Annotated in this window: 1 protein-coding gene; it reads left to right on the forward strand. The window is 63.1% G+C overall.

What is annotated here, in order from left to right; genetic code table 11:
* Positions 1–79: 79 nt before the first annotated feature.
* The coding region (locus BTA51_RS29065) for an efflux RND transporter permease subunit (RefSeq protein ID WP_246841237.1) at positions 80–423 on the forward strand (344 nt) is incomplete at its 3' end.

Genomic DNA, 423 nt, shown 5'->3' on the forward strand with positions numbered 1-423 from the left:
AGCCGCGAGTTGAGACCGGTTCACCAGCCGCCACGTGGTGGCCTGCGGTGTGTTCCGCGCGACTGGGGCATCGGACCTCGTGGCCGCCGACAGCGCGCGCGAACGGCTGGCCGAGCTGCAGCACGAATACCCCGACACCGCCTTCGAGGTGATCGACGACGCGACGATCTACACCGAGGCCAATTTCGAATCCGCCATGGACACGCTCTACGAGGGCGCGATCCTGGCGATCATCGTGGTGTGCCTGTTCCTACGCAACTGGCGCGCGACGGTGGTGGCCTTCGTTGCCCTTCCCCTGTCCGCCATTCCGACCTTCATCGTCATGGATTTGCTGGGCTTTTCGCTCAACACCATCTCGCTTCTAGGGATCACGCTGGTGGTCGGCATCCTTGTCGATGACGCCATCGTCGAGATCGAGAACAT

Origin of the sequence: Hahella sp. CCB-MM4 (genome assembly GCF_002260525.1) — a bacterium.
GTDB lineage: Bacteria > Pseudomonadota > Gammaproteobacteria > Pseudomonadales > Oleiphilaceae > Hahella.